11 protein-coding genes are annotated in these 16,929 nt (G+C 71.8%); 8 read left to right on the top strand and 3 right to left on the bottom strand.

What is annotated here, in order from left to right; genetic code table 11:
* The first annotated feature begins 123 nt into the window (after positions 1–123).
* Together E6R60_RS19610 and hflX are read left to right on the top strand one after the other, a co-directional pair.
* A complete protein-coding gene (locus tag E6R60_RS19610; RefSeq protein WP_136327884.1) occupies positions 124–1,584 on the top strand; it encodes a M1 family metallopeptidase in 1,461 nt (486 codons plus the stop codon).
* 249 nt (positions 1,585–1,833) lie between these two features.
* Complete coding sequence (hflX, locus tag E6R60_RS19605) at positions 1,834–3,354, top strand: GTPase HflX (RefSeq protein ID WP_136327883.1); 1,521 nt, start codon at positions 1,834–1,836, stop codon at positions 3,352–3,354.
* An 80-nt stretch (positions 3,355–3,434) separates the two neighbouring features.
* Here the strand turns inward: hflX and E6R60_RS19600 are convergent, their stop codons facing one another.
* Entirely contained in the window at positions 3,435–4,607 is a 1,173-nt protein-coding gene (locus tag E6R60_RS19600) for a hypothetical protein (protein ID WP_136327882.1), read from the bottom strand.
* A gap of 224 nt (positions 4,608–4,831) precedes the next feature.
* Entirely contained in the window at positions 4,832–6,058 is a 1,227-nt protein-coding gene (locus E6R60_RS19595) for a hypothetical protein (RefSeq protein WP_206309460.1), read from the bottom strand.
* A gap of 473 nt (positions 6,059–6,531) precedes the next feature.
* On the opposite strand from E6R60_RS19595, the gene E6R60_RS19590 reads away from it, so the two are divergent.
* The 5 genes from E6R60_RS19590 to E6R60_RS19565 are packed head-to-tail and all read left to right on the top strand — an operon-like array spanning position 6,532 to position 14,958.
* Complete coding sequence (locus tag E6R60_RS19590) at positions 6,532–7,911, top strand: diaminobutyrate--2-oxoglutarate transaminase family protein (RefSeq protein ID WP_136327881.1); 1,380 nt, start codon at positions 6,532–6,534, stop codon at positions 7,909–7,911.
* A 26-nt stretch (positions 7,912–7,937) separates the two neighbouring features.
* Positions 7,938–9,848: an IucA/IucC family protein gene (locus tag E6R60_RS19585; RefSeq protein WP_136327880.1), complete on the top strand. Its 1,911-nt coding sequence runs from the start codon at positions 7,938–7,940 to the stop codon at positions 9,846–9,848.
* Positions 9,849–9,904: 56 nt separating this feature from the next.
* On the top strand, positions 9,905–10,726 hold the full coding sequence (locus E6R60_RS19580; protein ID WP_240802625.1) for a GNAT family N-acetyltransferase: 822 nt from the start codon (positions 9,905–9,907) through the stop codon (positions 10,724–10,726).
* 60 nt (positions 10,727–10,786) lie between these two features.
* Complete coding sequence (locus tag E6R60_RS19570) at positions 10,787–12,937, top strand: IucA/IucC family protein (protein WP_240802624.1); 2,151 nt, start codon at positions 10,787–10,789, stop codon at positions 12,935–12,937.
* Between the two features lie 50 nt (positions 12,938–12,987).
* Positions 12,988–14,958 carry an ATP-dependent DNA helicase gene (locus E6R60_RS19565; protein WP_136327879.1) on the top strand — a complete coding sequence of 657 codons (1,971 nt, stop codon included), beginning with the start codon at positions 12,988–12,990 and terminating at the stop codon, positions 14,956–14,958.
* An 82-nt stretch (positions 14,959–15,040) separates the two neighbouring features.
* Here E6R60_RS19565 and lexA read toward each other — a convergent pair whose 3' ends face one another.
* The gene (lexA, locus tag E6R60_RS19560) at positions 15,041–15,835 is read right to left on the bottom strand and encodes a transcriptional repressor LexA (protein WP_136327878.1); all 795 of its coding nucleotides are present in this window, start codon (positions 15,833–15,835) and stop codon (positions 15,041–15,043) included.
* A 554-nt stretch (positions 15,836–16,389) separates the two neighbouring features.
* Here lexA and nrdR point away from each other — a divergent pair.
* Positions 16,390–16,902 (top strand): transcriptional regulator NrdR, encoded by a 513-nt coding sequence (gene nrdR, locus E6R60_RS19555; RefSeq protein WP_136327877.1) that lies wholly within the window; start codon positions 16,390–16,392, stop codon positions 16,900–16,902.
* Positions 16,903–16,929 lie beyond the last annotated feature (27 nt).

Genomic DNA, 16,929 nt, shown 5'->3' with positions numbered 1-16,929 from the left:
TCTCAGCCTGAGTGGCGGTAGCCCCCATCAGATCCGCCGGGCCTCCGCCGCGGCGGTCCTCGTTCGGGTGGCGCGGTGCGCGCCGTCCCGGTACGGCGGGGGTGGCGCTGGTAGCCGTAGTCCATGCCGTTCCTCTCCCGCCGTCTGCGGGCCGCCCTGCTGGCCACCGCATCGGCCACCCTCGTCGCCGCCACCCTGCCCGCACCGGTGCCGCTCGGCATCGGGGACCCGCTCTTCCCGCATCTCGGCAACCCCGGATACGACGTACTCGCCTACGACATCGGCCTCACCTACCGCGGCCGCAACAGCGAACCGCTCGACGCCGTCACCACGATCGACGCGCGGACGACCGACCCGCTGGACCGGATCAACCTCGACTTCGCGCACGGCACGGTCCGCTCCGTCCACGTCAACGGACTGCGCGCGGACTTCGAGACCGAGGACGAGGACCTGATCATCGAGCCGATGGGCAGCCTCCCCGCGGGCGTCCCCCTGCGCATCACCGTCCGCCACACCAGCGACCCCTCGGGCGAGCGCGACAGCGGCGGGTGGGTGCGGACCGCCGACGGGCTCGCCATGGCCAACCAGGCCGACGCCGGGCACCGCGTCTTCCCCGGCAACGACCACCCCGCGGACAAGGCGTACTTCACCTTCCACGTCACCGCCCCGCAGGAGCTGACCGTGGTGGCCAACGGTCGGCGCACCGGGCGGTTCCGGCACGGCGACCGCACCACCTGGACCTATCGGACCGACCACCCGATGGCCACCGAGCTGGCCCAGGTCAGCATCGGCCGGTCCGCCGTCGTGGAGCGCACCGGCCCGCACCGGCTGCCCGTGCGCGACGTCGTACCGGCCGCCGACCGGGAGAAGCTGGAACGCTGGCTGAAGAAAACCCCCGGCCAGCTGGAATGGATGGAACAGCAGGTAGGCCGCTACCCCTTCGAGAACTACGGCGTGCTGGTCGCCGACACGGAGACCGGGTTCGAGCTGGAGACCCAGACGCTCTCCCTCTTCGAGCGCCGCCTGTTCACCGACGGCTTCCCCGAGTGGTACGTCGACTCGGTCATGGTCCATGAGCTGGCCCACCAGTGGTTCGGCGACAGCGTCTCCCCGCGGACCTGGTCCGATCTCTGGCTCAACGAGGGACACGCCAGCTGGTACGAGGCGCGCTACGCCGAGGAGCACGGCGACAAGCCGCTGGAGCGCCGGATGCGTGACGCCTACACCCGCTCGGACGGCTGGCGTCGCGCCGGCGGCCCCCCGGCCCGCCCCGCCGCACCCGCGCCGGGCGAGAAGATCAGCCTGTTCCGGCCGGTGGTGTACGACGGAAGCGCACTGGTCCTGTACGCCCTCCGCCAGGAGATCGGCAAGGGCGCATTCGACCGGCTGGAACGGCTCTGGGTGCGCAAGCACCGCGATTCCAACGCCGCCACGGCCGACTTCACCGCCCTGGCGTCCCGGGTGGCCGGACGCGATCTGACCGCGTTCTTCGACGGATGGCTGTACGGCGAGAAGACGCCCCCCATGCCGGGCCACCCGGACTGGGTGAGCACCGCGCCCGTGGGCGGCGGGAAACCCGCGTGACGGGCGGGGCCCGCCGTGCCACTATCGACGGGTCGCCACGGCACCGGACCGGAGGAATCCAGTCGGGTCGCCACGGCGGCGGGACCGGAGGAATCCAGTCGGGTCGCCACGGCGGCCGGGCCGGAGGGAACCGGTCGAGTCGCTGCGGCGGCCGGACCGGAGGGACCCCGGGAGAAATCCCCGGGGAATCATTCCGGGAGGTCACGCGTTGTGACTGATGTAGCTCATTCCTATCGACGTAAGGATCCAATGACCTCCTCTTCTTCCCTTCCCCAGGACGCGCGGGACGCGCAGAGTGCCACGGAGAATGTCACCGAGAGCCTCACCGAAAGCCTTCGGGCCGACGCCCTGATGGAAGAGGACGTCGCCTGGAGCCACGAGATCGATGGAGCGCGGGACGGCGACCAGCTGGACCGCTCCGACCGCGCCGCCCTGCGGCGCGTGGCGGGACTCTCGACCGAACTCGAGGACGTCACCGAGGTCGAGTACCGACAGCTGCGCCTGGAGCGCGTCGTGCTGGTCGGTGTCTGGACCTCCGGCACGGTGCACGACGCGGAGATCTCGCTCGCCGAGCTCGCGGCACTCGCCGAGACGGCCGGAGCCCAGGTGCTCGACGCCGTCTTCCAGCGTCGCGACAAGCCGGACCCGGCCACCTACATCGGTTCCGGCAAGGCGCTCGAACTGCGTGACATCGTTCTCGAAACAGGGGCGGACACCGTCGTGTGCGACGGTGAGCTCAGCCCCGGCCAGCTGATCCACCTGGAAGACGTCGTCAAGGTCAAGGTGGTCGACAGGACCGCTCTGATCCTCGACATCTTCGCCCAGCACGCCAAGTCCCGCGAGGGCAAGGCGCAGGTGTCGCTGGCACAGATGCAGTACATGCTTCCGCGCCTGCGCGGCTGGGGCCAGTCGCTGTCCCGTCAGATGGGCGGCGGCGGTTCCAGCGGCGGTGGCGGTATGGCCACCCGCGGTCCCGGTGAGACCAAGATCGAGACGGACCGGCGACGGATCCGCGAGAAGATGGCGAAGATGCGCCGGGAGATCGCGGAGATGAAGACCGGCCGCGAGATCAAGCGCCAGGAGCGCAAGCGCAACAAGGTGCCCTCGGTCGCCATCGCCGGCTACACCAACGCGGGCAAGTCCTCGCTGCTCAACCGGCTGACCGGTGCGGGTGTCCTGGTGGAGAACGCCCTGTTCGCCACTCTCGACCCGACCGTGCGCCGGGCCGAGACGCCGAGCGGGCGGATCTACACCCTCGCCGACACCGTCGGGTTCGTACGGCACCTGCCGCACCACCTGGTCGAGGCGTTCCGCTCCACCATGGAGGAGGTCGGCGAATCCGATCTCATCCTGCACGTGGTGGACGGCTCGCACCCGGTGCCGGAGGAGCAGCTCGCCGCGGTGCGCGAGGTGATCCGCGAGGTGGGCGCGGTGGACGTGCGCGAGATCGTGGTGATCAACAAGGCGGACGCGGCGGACCCACTGGTCCTCCAGCGGCTGCTGCGCAACGAGAAGCACGCGATCGCCGTGTCGGCCCGGACCGGTGCCGGTATCGACGAGCTGCTCGCGCTCATCGACCGCGAGCTGCCGAGGCCGTCGGTCGAGATCGAGGCACTCGTGCCGTACACCCAGGGCGGACTCGTCTCCCGGGTGCACGCCGAGGGCGAGGTGATCTCCGAGGAGCACACGTCCGAGGGCACCCTGCTCAAGGCCCGGGTGCACGAGGAGCTCGCTTCGGACCTCTCCGCGTTCGTACCCGCGGTGCACTGACCGCGGCAGGCTCGGACGGAGGGCCCGCACCCCATGGCTCATGGGGTGCGGGCCCTCCGTCCGTTTCCGGGGGGGGGGGGCTACTCCGACCCGAACTTGTCACTCATCATCGTGAAGATCTGCTGGGCGCCCTCGCCGAGGTGGGGTCCGGCCAGCCAGCCGGCCGTCACCGGGCCGATGGAGGTGTTGGAGACCAGCGCCGGCTTGCCGTCGCTGCCCTCGCTGAACCATCCGCCCCCTGACGAGCCGCCGGTCATGGTGCAGCCGATGCGGTACATCGTGGGGGTGGCGGGGCTGATGGAGAGCCGGCCGGGGCGGTCGACGCACTTGTGCATGATCAGACCGTCGTACGGGGGTGCGGCGGGGTAGCCCCAGGCGCCGATCGCGTTGATCTGCGCGGCTTCGGGGGCCGAGAAGTTCACCGGCAGTGCGTTGCCCACGGTCTCCTCGAGGGACTTGGTGCCGTGCTCGGGCTTCACGTGCAGGACCGCGTAGTCGTACGGGGCGCCCTCGCCGCCGGTCGGGCCGCCGCCGGTCAGCCACTCGCCGGAGGTGCTGGCCCAGTCGGCCCAGTAGGCGCCGTACGGGGCGATCTCCTGCGGCTGCGCGTTCTTCAGCGACGCGGCGTCCTTGCCCTGGTCGTTGTAGGCGGGCACGAAGACGATGTTGCGGTACCAGCCGCCCTTCGCGCCGGCGTGCACGCAGTGACCGGCCGTCCAGACCAGGTTGGACCTGCCCGGGTTCTTCGGGTCCTTGACCACGGTGCCCGAGCACACCATCGAGCCCTCGGGGGAGTCGAAGAACACCTTGCCGACCGGGGCGGCGTAGTCGTGGTAGGGCGTCCTCTCGCGCGCGGCCGTGACCGGCTTCGGCTCCGGGTCGCTGACGCCCTGGGCGCCCGAGAGGTCTCCGGCCGACATGGTCTTGGCCGGGTCCTTCGCCGTCTTCATCCGGTCCGGCTTCCACAGCCCCTCGATGACCGGGTTGACGAAGTCCTTGGCCTCACGCAGCCACTTGTCCCTGTCCCAGTTCTTCCACTCGCCGCTCTTCCACCGGTCCGGGTCGACACCGTGCTTCTTGAGGGTGTCGGCCAGGTCGGCGGGTATGCCGCCGCCGGATTCGTTGCCGCCTGCGGACATGGTGGCCGCCGGCTGGGCGGCTGCCTGGTCCTCGTCCGGACCGCAGGCCGTCGCCGTCAGCGCGAGGACGGCGACGAGGCCGGTCGCGGTGAGCAGCGGACGTATGGATCGCATGGAAAAGATTCCCCCTGAAACCTTGGAATGGCATGAGCGTGTCATGCCGTGGCCGGAATGGCCGGCTGTCGGTGATGTGCGGGGACCACCCTATGACGGCCCGGGCGGCGGCCGTTGCCACCCGGGCGCCGCGGGATCCGCCGGGTGGATCAGGGTCCTTCGGCGAAGGCATTCCACCGAAGGGCCCTGATCTGCCGTCACATGTCCGGGACGGTGATGCCGGCCTACTGTCCCGCGTACTTCTTGCTGACCGACTCGTAGACGCCCTTGGCCTCCGTGCCGAGGCGGGGTCCGGCGAGCCAGCCGGCCGACACCGGCCCGATGGACGTGTTGGAGACCAGCGCCGGCTTGCCGTCCTGACCCGCCGCGACCCAGCCGCCACCGGAGGAACCACCGGTCATGCTGCAGCCGATGCGGTACATCGTCGGATCGTCCTCGGTGAGCGAGAGCCGGCCGGGCTTGTCGTCGCACTGGAAGAGCTTCTGGCCGTCGTACGGCGGGGCGGCCGGGAAGCCGGTGGCCGTCATCTCGGCGATCTTGGGCACCGCCGGGGCGTTGAACTCGACCGGCAGAGCCGAACCGACCGTCTCCTCCAGGGACTTGCCCGTGGAACCCTTCTCCGGCGTCACGTGCAGCACGGCGAAGTCGTACGGGGCGCCCAGACCGCCGACCGAGGCGCCCTGATCGATCCACTGCTCGGAGGTCTGCGCCCACGAGCCCCACCACACGCCGTACGGGGCGACCTTCTCCTTCGGCGGGTTGTTCCGGAGCTCATCGGTCGACAGCCCGCTGTTGTTGTACGACGGCACGAAGGCGATGTTGCGGTACCAGCCGCCCTTCTTGCCCGCGTGCACGCAGTGGCCCGCGGTCCACACCATGTTGGACTTGCCGGGGTGCGCCGGGTCCTTCACCACCGTCGCCGAGCAGACCATCGAGCCCTCGGGGCCGTCGAAGAACAGCTTCCCCGACTCGGCGGCGTTGTCGTGGTAGGGCGTCTGCACGCCAACGGCCCTGACCGGCACGGGCGTCGGGTCGGTCACGCCCTTGTCGCCGGAGATGTCGTTGTCGACCGGCTGCTCGGGAGGCTTGTCCGCGTCCCGCATGCGGTCCGGGTCCCACAGGCCCTCGATGATGGGGTTGATGTAGTCCTTGGCCTCACGCAGCCACTTGTCCCTGTCCCAGTTCTTCCAGTCGCCGTTCTTCCACTGGCCGAGGTCGATCCCGTGTTCCTTGAGCCGGCCCTTCAGGTCATCCGGAAGGGCGATCTTGCCGTCCGGCGTCCCCGCGGCACTGCTGCTCGGCTCGGTGCCCGCCTCCTCGTCGCCCGGCCCGCAGGCCGTCGCCGTGAGGGCGAGGACGGCGGCGGCCGCCGCCGTGGCGAGCACGGTGGAACGGGTGCGGCGGGCGCTCCCCGCACGCCGACCGGTGAATCCTGGTCGAATGAGTCGCATCTGGTGATCCCCCTGGGACTTCGTAACTCAACACTTCTGTACCGCACTGCTGAACTGCGCTTCTGTACCGCACTTCTGTCCTGACCGACCGCACAGGGGCCGGCTCCGGCGGACGGCGGTCCGGCCGCCTTTCCCTGCAGGCCACGGGCCGCCGGAAGGCCGTCCCGGGGCCGCGGCACGGTCCCCCACTATGCCGGTGCGGCTCCCGACGGCGTGCGGCAGGGCCCCGGTTCGGGACCCCGGCGTCCCGCCCGCCCCGCGAGGCGGGCCCCGCCCTTCGGGCGGACGACGCTATTCCGCGGACACCGCCCGCTCGCGCTCCCGCAAGGATCTTCGGATGTACCCGTGATCCGCCGCGCCCGGCGTCGTTGGTACGTACGGGGGACACGGAGACAGCGTTCACCCCCGCAGTCCGTCCTTGCGGAATCGTGCTGACGTGCAACGCAACTGTTACAGCGGGAGGATCAACAGCCGTGGCCGTGACCGAACCAGCTCCGGCACCACCCCTCGCGCCGCACGAAGGCATCCTGCGCCGCCAGTCGCTGCGTGAATCCGCCGCCCGCACCTATGCGCGGTCGCTGCCGATCGTGCCGGTACGGGCACGGGGACTGACCATCGAAGGCGCGGACGGACGGCGCTATCTCGACTGCCTCTCCGGAGCCGGGACCCTGGCCCTCGGGCACAACCACCCGGTGGTCCTGGAAGCGATCAAGAAGGTCCTCGACTCCGGTGCGCCCCTGCACGTGCTCGACTTGGCCACGCCCGTCAAGGACGCCTTCACCACGGAGCTGTTCGCCACCCTGCCGAGCGGATTCGCCGACGACGCCCGGATCCAGTTCTGCGGACCGGCCGGCACCGACGCGGTCGAGGCGGCCTTCACCCTGGTCCGCGCCGCCACCGGCCGCAGCGGCCTGCTCGCCTTCACCGGCGCCTACCACGGCATGACCGCCGGAGCCCTGGCCGCGTCCGGTGGCGCCGAAGACGTACGAGTGACCCGGCTGCCCTTCCCGCAGGACTACCGCTGCCCCTTCGGCACCGGCGGTGAGCAGGGCGCGGAACTCGCCGCCCGCTGGACCGAGAGCGTGCTGGACGACCCCAAGAGCGGAACGCCCGCACCGGCCGGCATGATCCTCGAACCCGTCCAGGGCGAGGGCGGGGTCAACCCCGCCCCCGACGCCTGGATGCGCCGGATGCGGGAGATCACCCGGTCCCGGTCCATCCCCCTGATCGCCGACGAGGTCCAGACCGGCGTCGGCCGGACCGGCGCCTTCTGGGCCGTCGAACACAGCGGCATCGTGCCGGACGTGATGGTGCTGTCCAAGGCCATCGGCGGATCCCTCCCGCTCGCCGTGATCGTCTACCGCTCCGAACTCGACACCTGGCAGCCGGGGGCCCACGCCGGAACCTTCCGCGGCAACCAGCTCGCCATGGCCGCCGGCACCGCCACCCTGGCCTACGTGCGGGAGAACCGGCTCGCCCACCGGGCCGCCGAACTCGGGGCCAGGATGCTCGCCAGCCTGCGCGGACTGGTCGCCCACCACCCGAGCATCGGGGATGTCCGCGGGCGGGGCCTGATGATCGGCGTGGAACTCGTCGACCCCGAGGCCGCCCCGGTGGGCGCGGGCGGCGAGGCGCCGCCGGACCCCGTCCTCGCCACGGTCGTCCAGCAGGAATGTCTGCGCCGCGGGCTCATCGTCGAACTCGGCGGACGTCACTCCACCGTCGTACGCCTGCTGCCACCCCTCACGCTCACCGACGAACAGGCGACAGCGGTCGTCGACCGCCTCGCCGACGCCCTGGCAGCCGCCGAGCGCTCACCGCACCGGCGGACCGCGACCGGGTCGATCCGCTGACCCGCACCATCACAGGAAAGACCGCCGTGAACCCCACCCCCGCGCCCGAGGCCGACGGCCCCGACTCCAGCCGCCACCCGGGAGAGGCCGGGCCCTCCGGCCACCTCGCCGTCGAGGCGTCGACCGTGCCGCGCCAGAAGGAGGTGCCGCACGCGCAGCGGCACGCCCACCGGACGGCGACCGCCTGTGCCGCCCCGGCGCCCGCCCCGCTGGAGCACTCCGACCCGCTGGACCACCCCGACCCTCTCCGCTCCGCCGACGCGGCGGGCACCGAGAATCTGCTGCGCTGCTGGGTCCGCGAATGCGACCTGCCCCGCCCGCAGGGGGAGACCCTGCGCATCCCGCTCCCCGCCAGCGGTACCGCCCTGCTCATCCCCGTCCGCCACTGGTCCGCCACCGGCTGGCACCGATTCGGGCCGCCCCTCCTGGAAGCGGCACCCGAGGGCGCGCCCACCGTCGACGCCGTCACCGTCGCCGCCCTCCTGGGGCGGGAGGCGGACCACCACGACGGCACCGACATGGTGGCCCGGGTAGCCGACTCGGTACGGCGGACCGCCGGATTCATCGCGGAGCGACGGCGCCGGCCCGCCGCGCCCCCCGAGGCCGACCTCTTCCTCACCGCGGAGCAGTCGCTCCTCCTCGGCCATCCGCTCCACCCCTCGCCCAAGAGCCGGGAAGGTCTCTCCGACGCCGAGTCCCGCCTCTACTCCCCGGAGTCCTACGGCTCCTTCCCCCTCCACTGGATTGCCGTCGACCGGTCCGTCCTGGCCACCGACTCCGCCTGGACCGAACACGGCCGGCCGGTCCCGGCCGCGGAACTCGTGGCCCGCCACGCCGAAGGCCTGGCCCACCCCCCGCACACCACGCCGATCCCGCTCCACCCCTGGCAGGCCCGCGAACTGGCGATGCGGCCCGAAGTCGCCGCGCTGGCCGACTCCGGCCTGCTCCACGACCTCGGCCCCTACGGCGAGCGCTGGTACCCCACCTCCTCCGTGCGCACCGTGCAGCGGCCCGGCACGGACCTCATGCTCAAGCTCTCCCTCGGCGTACGCATCACCAACTCCCGCCGGGAGAACCTCCGTAAGGAACTCCGCCGGGGCGTGGAGGTCCACCGGCTCCTGCGCACCGGACTCGCCCGGCAATGGCACGCGGTCCACCCCGCATTCGACATCGTCCGGGATCCCGCATGGCTGGCGGCCGACACCCCCGAGGGCGAGCACATCCCGGGCCTCGACGTCATGTTGCGCCACAACCCCTTCCACCGGTTCGACGACGCGGTCTGCATCGCCGGGCTCACCGCGCCGCGCCCCTGGCCGGACCGGGCGGGCATGTGTTCCCGCCTCGCCGACATCGTCCGCCGCCTCGGGGCCGCCACCGGCCGGACCACGACGGCCGTCGCCGCCGAGTGGTTCCTGCGCTACCTGGACCGCGTGGTGCGGCCGGTCCTCTGGCTGGACGGCCAGGCGGGCGTCGCCCTCGAAGCGCATCAGCAGAACACGCTGGTCCTGCTCGACGCCGAGGGCTGGCCGGTCGGCGGCCGCTACCGCGACAATCAGGGCTACTACTTCCGCGAGTCCCACCGCGCCGCGCTCGAACGCAGACTCCCCGGCATCGGATCGGTCAGCGACACCTTCGTCTCCGACGCCGTCACCGACGAACGCTTCGCGTACTACCTCGGCATCAACAACGTGTTCGGACTGATCGGGGCGTTCGGCTCCCAGCAGCTCGCCGACGAGCAGGTGCTCCTCGCCGCGTTCCGCCGGTTCCTGGGATCGGCCACCGCGCTGGGATCCCCGCTCCCCGCGCAGCTGCTGGAATCCCCCCGCCTGCGCTGCAAGGCCAACATGCTGACGCGCCTGCGCGGCCTGGACGAACTCGTCGGGCCCGTGGACACCCAGTCCGTCTACGTCACCGTCACCAACCCCTTGTGCGGCTGAGGGGCCCACCCCCGTCCCAGCCGGGACGCCCACCGTCGAGAGAGGAGAGCGCCACCGTGCCTCCCACCGATGCGCCCACGACCCCCGGGCCCGGCGCCGCCGCCCAGGCCCGCCCGGGTGCCGAGGACACGCTCGATCTGCGCCTCACCGCCGAGCTGCTCGCGCTCCTGGGGGAGGAGGGCCCCGCCTCCAGGGCCCCCTCCCGGACCCGCCCTTCCCGCGCCCCCGTATCCCGCGCCCCCGTATCCCCGCCTCCCGCTTCCCAGGGCCCTGCGTCGTCGTCCGGGTACGAGCCGGAGGACTCCGGTCCGCTGCTCGGCCGGCCCGCGGAATGGAAGCCCGTCAGCACGCAGGCCGGAGTGTTCCAGCTCGTCCCCGTGCGGCTGGAGCGCGACCTCGCGGTGATCAGCCGCTGGATGAACGACCCCGCCGTCGCGGCCTTCTGGGAACTCGCCGGGGACGAGACGGTCACCGCCCGGCACCTGAGGCCCCAACTCGACGGAGACGGACGCAGCATCCCGTGTCTGGGCGTGCTCTCGGGCGTCCCGATGAGCTACTGGGAGATCTACCGGGCCGACCTCGACCCCCTGGCCCGGCACTGCCGGATCCGGCCGCACGACACCGGGGTCCACCTCCTCATCGGCGACGCGGACCAGCGGGGCCACGGGATCGGGCGCACCCTGATCCGCGCCGTCTCCGACCTCGTCCTCGACAACCGTCCCCGGTGCACACGGGTCGTCGCCGAGCCCGACCTCCGGAACACCCCCTCCGTCTCCGCGTTCCTGAGCGCCGGATTCCGCTACGCCGCCGAGGTCGAACTCCCGGAGAAGCGGGCCGCGCTGATGGTCCGTGACCGGCCCCACCGCGCCCAGCTGTGAACGATCCGCTGTCCTGCCCCCGCCGCTCGAACCCCGCCGGTTCCCTCCCGAGGAGTCCCCGTGACGCAATATCCCGCGAGCAGTGACGCAGCCCAGCCGCCCACGCTGCTCAGCACCCCGGAACTGAACCGCGCGGTCTGGGACCGGGCCGCCGCCCGGATGCTCGCCAAGATGCTCGGCGAATTCGCCTACGAGGAAGTCATCCAGCCCGTTCCACGATCCGCCGGGGGCGATACGTACATCCTGGTGCTCGACGACGGCAGCAGCCTCAGCTTCACCGCCCGGCGCGGGGTCTACGGCAGTTGGCGCGTCGACCCCGACTCGATCCGCGAGGCGAGCAGCGCGGCGACGGAGGCCGACCTGGCAGCCTGTGGGGCGGGCAGTGCGGCTTCGGGGGCGGACCCGGCAGTTCGTGGGGCGAGCGACACGGCAACGGAGGCCCACCCGGCAGCCCGTGGGGCGAGCAGCGTGGCGATGGAGGCGGACCCGGCAGTCTGTGGGGCGAGCGACGCGGCCTCGGGGGCGGACGTGACGGACCGGCAATCGCGTGGCGCGGCTTCGGGGGCGGAGGCGGGCGCGACCGAAGCCGAGCCCGGGGACCCGGCGGACCCGGCAGACCCGGTGGACCCGGCAGACCCGGTGGACCCGGCGGAGCCGGGCCGGGTCACCGGCAGCATCCCCTTCCGTGATCCGCTGCTGTTCCTCGCCCGCGCCCGCCGCCTCATCGGGCTGGACGGCGCCACCCTCGGCCACCTCGTCCGCGAGCTCACGACCACGCTGACCGCCGACGCCCGTCTGGACCACGGCGCGCTCGACGCCGCCGCGCTGGCCGACCTCGACTACGCCGAGCTCGAGGGCCATCAGACGGGCCACCCCTGGATCGTCGCCAACAAGGGGCGGCTCGGCTTCTCCGCCACGGACGCGGCCCGCTTCACCCCCGAGGCCCGCACTCCGGTCACCCTGCCGTGGATCGCCGTCTCCTCACGGATCGCCGCCTACCGGGGCGTGAGCGCGCTCGCCGATCCCGGCCGGCTCTACGCCCAGGAGCTGGGCCCCGCGGTCCGCGAGTCCTTCGCCGCCGTCCTGCGCCGCCGGGGCCTCGACCCGGACGGCTACTACTGCCTCCCCGTCCACCCCTGGCAGTGGGACGAGTGGATCATGCCCCTGTTCGCCCCGGCCATCGCCGCCGGCGACATCGTCCCCCTGCACGCCGACCCGGACCTGCGGCTCCCACAGCAGTCCATCCGCACCTTCGCCAACCTGTCCCGGCCGGACCGGCACACCGTCAAGCTGCCGCTGTCTATCCTCAACACCCTGGTCTGGCGGGGCCTGCCGACCGAACGCACCCTCGCCGCGCCCGCCGTCACCAGCTGGGTCCAGGGGATGCGCGACAACGATCCGTTCCTCCGCGACACCTGTGGCGTCATCCTCCTCGGCGAGGTCGCCTCCGTCACGGTGGAGCACCCGCTCTACGACCACCTCCCCGAGACGCCGTACCAGTTCAAGGAGATCCTCGGGGCGATCTGGCGCGAGCCCCTCCTGCCGCGCCTCGCACCCGGGGAGCGGGCCCGCACCCTCGCCTCGCTGCTGCACACCGATCCGCGGGGACGAGCGTTCACCGCCGAGCTGGTCGCCCGCTCGGGTCTCACACCGACCGGCTGGCTCACCCGGCTCTTCGCCGCGCTGCTCCCGCCGCTGCTGCACTTCCTGTACCGCTACGGCACCGTCTTCTCCCCGCACGGCGAGAACGCCATCGTCGTCTTCGACGAGAACGACGTCCCGGTGCGCCTGGCGATCAAGGACTTCGTCGACGACGTGAACATCAGCGCCCGGCCGCTGCCCGAGCACGACACCATGCCGCCGGACGTACGCAGCGTCCTGCTCACCGAGGAGCCCGCCTTCCTCACCCAGTTCATCCACTCCGGTCTCTTCACCGGAGTCTTCCGCTTCCTGTCCCCGCTCTGCGAGGAACAGCTCGGCGTCCCGGAGCGCGTCTTCTGGTCACTCGTCCGGGCGGAGATCCTGCGCCACCACGCCCGCTTCCCCGAGCTGAAGGAGAGGTTCGAGATGTTCGACATGCTGACGCCCCGCATCGAACGCCTCTGTCTCAACCGCAACCGGCTGCACCTGGACGGCTACCGCGACCGGCCCGAGCGGCCGCACGCGGCCGTCCACGGCACGGTGCCCAACCCGCTCCACCCCTCCGCGTGAGCCAGGTGGTGGGCGACGTTGTCAGTGGCGCCCCGTAGGCTGGCCGGGCTATGACGAAGCCATCCCTCCCCGAGCTCCTGCACGCCGCCGTGACCGCCGTCGGCGGCACGGAGCGACCCGGCCAGGCCGCCATGGCCGAGGCCGTCGCCGAGGCCGTGGACGACCAATCCCACCTGCTCGTCCAGGCCGGCACCGGCACCGGTAAGTCGCTCGGCTATCTGGTGCCCGCCCTGGCCCACGGCGAGCGCGTCGTGGTGGCCACGGCGACCCTGGCCCTCCAGCGCCAGCTCGTGGAGCGCGATCTTCCGCGTACGGTCGACGCCCTGCATCCGCTGCTGCGCCGCCGCCCCCAGTTCGCCATGCTCAAGGGCCGGTCGAACTACCTCTGTCTGCACCGCCTGCACGAGGGCGTGCCGCAGGAGGAGGAAGAGGGGCTCTTCGACCAGTTCGAGGCCGCGGCGCCGTCGAGCAAGCTCGGTCAGGACCTCCTGCGCATGCGGGACTGGGCGGACGAGACGGAGACGGGCGACCGGGACGACCTCACCCCCGGTGTCTCGGACCGGGCCTGGGCGCAGATCTCCGTCTCCTCCCGGGAGTGCCTGGGCGCGACCAAGTGCGCGTACGGGGCGGAGTGCTTCGCCGAGCAGGCCCGGGAGCGGGCCAAGCTCGCCGACGTGGTGGTGACGAACCACGCGCTGCTGGCCATCGATGCCATCGAGGGTGCCCCGGTGCTGCCCCAGCACGAGGTCCTGATCGTCGACGAGGCCCATGAACTGGTCTCCCGGGTCACCGGAGTGGCCACCGGCGAGCTCACGCCCGGCCAGGTCAACCGCGCGGTGCGCCGCGCGGCGAAGCTGGTCAACGAGAAGGCCGCCGACGCCCTGCAGACGGCGTCCGAGGGCTTCGAGCGCGTGATGGAGCTGGCTCTGCCGGGCCGACTCGAGGAGGTGCCCGAGGACCTCGGGTACGCGCTGATGGCGCTGCGCGACGCCGCTCGCACGGTGATCACCGCGCTCGGCTCCACCCGCGACAAGTCCGTCGCGGACGAGGACGCGGTCCGCAAGCAGGCGCTGGCCTCCGTCGAGACGATCCACGGCGTGGCCGAGCGCATCACGCAGGGGTCCGAGTACGACGTCGTGTGGTTCGAGCGCCACGACCGCTTCGGTGCCTCCGTGCGCGTCGCGCCGCTCTCGGTCTCCGGACTGCTGCGCGAGAAGCTCTTCGCCGAGCGCTCCGTGGTCCTCACCTCGGCCACCCTCAAGCTCGGCGGCGACTTCAACGGGGTGGGGGCGTCCCTCGGGCTCTCCCCGGAAGGCATCGCGGGCGACGACATCCCGCAGTGGAAGGGCCTCGACGTCGGCTCGCCCTTCGACTACCCGAAACAGGGAATCCTGTACGTGGCCCGGCATCTGGCGACCCCCGGCCGGGAGGGGGCCCGCACCGACATGCTGGACGAGCTCGCCGAGCTGGTGGAAGCCGCAGGCGGGCGCACGCTCGGACTGTTCTCCTCCATGCGGGGGGCCCAGGCCGCCGCCGAGGAGCTGCGGGGCCGGCTGGAGAAGCCGATCCTCCTCCAGGGCGAGGAGACCCTCGGGGAGCTGATCAAGAACTTCGCGGCCGATCCCGAGACCTGCCTCTTCGGCACGCTCTCGCTCTGGCAGGGCGTCGATGTCCCCGGCCCCAGCTGCCAGCTCGTGGTCATGGACCGGATCCCGTTCCCGCGACCCGACGATCCGCTGATGAGCGCGCGCCAGAAGGCGGTCGAGGAGGCGGGGGGCAACGGCTTCATGGCCGTGGCCGCCACGCACGCGGCCTTGCTGATGGCCCAGGGAGCCGGCCGTCTGGTGCGGGCCACGGGGGACAAGGGCGTCGTCGCCGTGCTCGATCCACGTCTGGCCAATGCCCGGTACGGCAGCTATCTGCGCGCCTCGCTTCCGGACTTCTGGTACACGACCGACCCGAACCAGGCGCGCCGCTCGCTCGCCGCGATCGATGCGGCGGCGAAGGCCGAAGGGAAGTAGGCCGGCGCAGGCCGTGGAGACACGACCAGGGCCCCCGGATCCGGGCAACGGATCCAGGGGCCCTACGGGACCGGGAGGGGCTTCACACCCGCCGCAGTACCGCCACGACCTTGCCGAGAATCGTCGCCTCGTCGCCGGGGATCGGCTGGTACGCGGAGTTGTGCGGCAGCAGCCACACATGGCCGTCCTCGCGCTTGAACCGCTTGACCGTGGCCTCGCCGTCCAGCATCGCCGCCACGATGTCGCCGTTCTCCGCCACGGGCTGGCGGCGCACGGTGACCCAGTCGCCGTCACAGATCGCGGCTTCGATCATCGAGTCACCGACGACCTTCAGCACGAAGAGCTCGCCGTCCCCGACCAGCTGGCGGGGGAGGGGGAACACGTCCTCGACCGATTCCTCGGCGAGGATCGGACCACCGGCCGCGATCCTGCCGACCAGCGGCACATAGGACGCCGCGGGCTTGCCCGTCGTGTCCGTGGCCTGCGTGCTGGGCTGGTCCGAGCCACGCACCTCGTACGCCCGGGGGCGATGGGGGTCGCGGCGCAGGAACCCCTTGCGCTCCAGGGCCATCAGCTGATGTGCGACGGAGGACGTGCTGGACAGGCCCACCGCCTGACCGATCTCCCGCATCGACGGGGGGTAGCCCCGCCGTTGTACGGAGTCCCGGATGACCTCGATCACTCGCCGCTGCCGGTCCGTGAGCCCCGAGCTGTCCGCCCGGATTCCAGGAGGTCGTCCGGGCAGCGAGCGCGCTGGGCGCGCGGGCTCCGGCCCCTCCGTGTTCGTGACTGAGTCATTCATGGCATGCACCGGCTCGAGTCGGCTCTGGGAGCGGTCCTGGGCAGTGATGATGGCACTGTCTGCGGTGGTGGTCACGTCGGCCCCTCTCGAATGGTCTCCCTAGCTGGACAACGGTAGTAGCTTTCGAAAGGTTGCGCCAAACACACGTTCGAGTGAAAAACGAATAAAAGTCTGCCGTGTGTTCAGTACTGGGTGTATGAGCGAAGCCGGGAGTGTTCCGCCGCTCGGCCGGCCCCTTGTCCTGAACGGGCGGGCCGGCCGGCAATTCGGACCCTGACGCTACCCTCCGCCCCCGCCGCGCCGACGCGCGGGGGTGGTCCCCCGTGCCTCCCTCCGGTCGTTCGCGCCGCCCCGCGGCCGTCGCCCCGCACTCGGTCGCGCCGTCCGCTTCCCGTACCCTCTTGGTCGGTCGTACGCTGCCTTCCGGCCGCCCGGGGCGCACGACACGCGCTAGGGCCAGATGCGCGACCAAACCCAAGATCTAGTGGTTGGATTGCCTCGGCCACCCAGAAGTTGTGGTCCCCGTCCATCGGGGGTGTGGCCATCGCCTATGCTTGAGACCGCTTCGAAGGCCCCTCACCGGGGCTGAAGAGGCTATTCAGTCGTGCTGAGAAGGAGGGTTGGGAGCCATGCACTGCCCCTTCTGCAGGCACCCCGACAGCCGGGTCGTCGACAGTCGCACCACCGACGACGGGACCTCGATCCGACGGCGTCGCCAGTGCCCCGACTGCTCCCGCCGTTTCACGACGGTGGAGACCTGTTCGCTCATGGTGGTCAAGCGCAGCGGCGTCACCGAGCCCTTCAGCCGCACCAAGGTCATCTCCGGCGTGCGCAAGGCGTGCCAGGGGCGGCCGGTCACCGAGGACGCCCTCGCCAAGCTCGGCCAGCGGGTCGAGGAGGCGGTGCGCGCCACCGGGAGCGCCGAGCTGACGACGCACGACGTGGGTCTGGCCATCCTCGGCCCCCTGCAGGAACTCGACCTCGTCGCCTACCTGCGGTTCGCGTCCGTGTACCGGGCCTTCAACAGCCTCGAGGACTTCGAGGCCGCCATCGTGGAACTCCGCGAGCGGCGGCCTCCCGCACAAGGGTGCGGGACCGGCGAGACCCTGGAGGTCCCCGTTCCCGCCGTCGCCGCCGACTGAGCGGCACCCGCCGGCCCCGCTGATCCG

The sequence above is a fragment of the Streptomyces sp. A0642 genome (assembly GCF_004795105.1).
GTDB lineage: Bacteria > Actinomycetota > Actinomycetes > Streptomycetales > Streptomycetaceae > Streptomyces.
This window is presented reverse-complemented; position numbering and strand designations above follow the sequence as displayed.